This is a genomic window from Streptomyces sp. 7R007, assembly GCF_054850255.1.
Map to the genome: position 1 here is coordinate 1 of NZ_JBTWMV010000217.1, position 208 is coordinate 208.

The following is a 208-nucleotide window of genomic DNA, read 5'->3' on the forward strand; positions in this document are numbered from 1 at the left end:
CGGTGTTGTTGATGACGTGGCTGATGGTGCCGGTGCCGCCGAGGGAGACCGTGACCATGCTGGTGAAGCGGACGCCCGGGGTGTTCGGCGCTTCGATGGCGCGGGTGGCGACGACGGAGGGGTTGACGTTGAAGTAGCAGTAGCTGCCCAGGCCGTAGGCCTGGTGGCTGGTGACGGTGGAGGCGACCTTGTAGGCGGCGTAGCCCTG

1 pseudogene is annotated in these 208 nt (G+C 67.3%); it reads right to left on the reverse strand.

Annotated features, from left to right (window positions below):
• Positions 1–208: pseudogene (locus ACYF6T_RS44865) on the reverse strand (coagulation factor 5/8 type domain-containing protein); the annotation flags it as partial.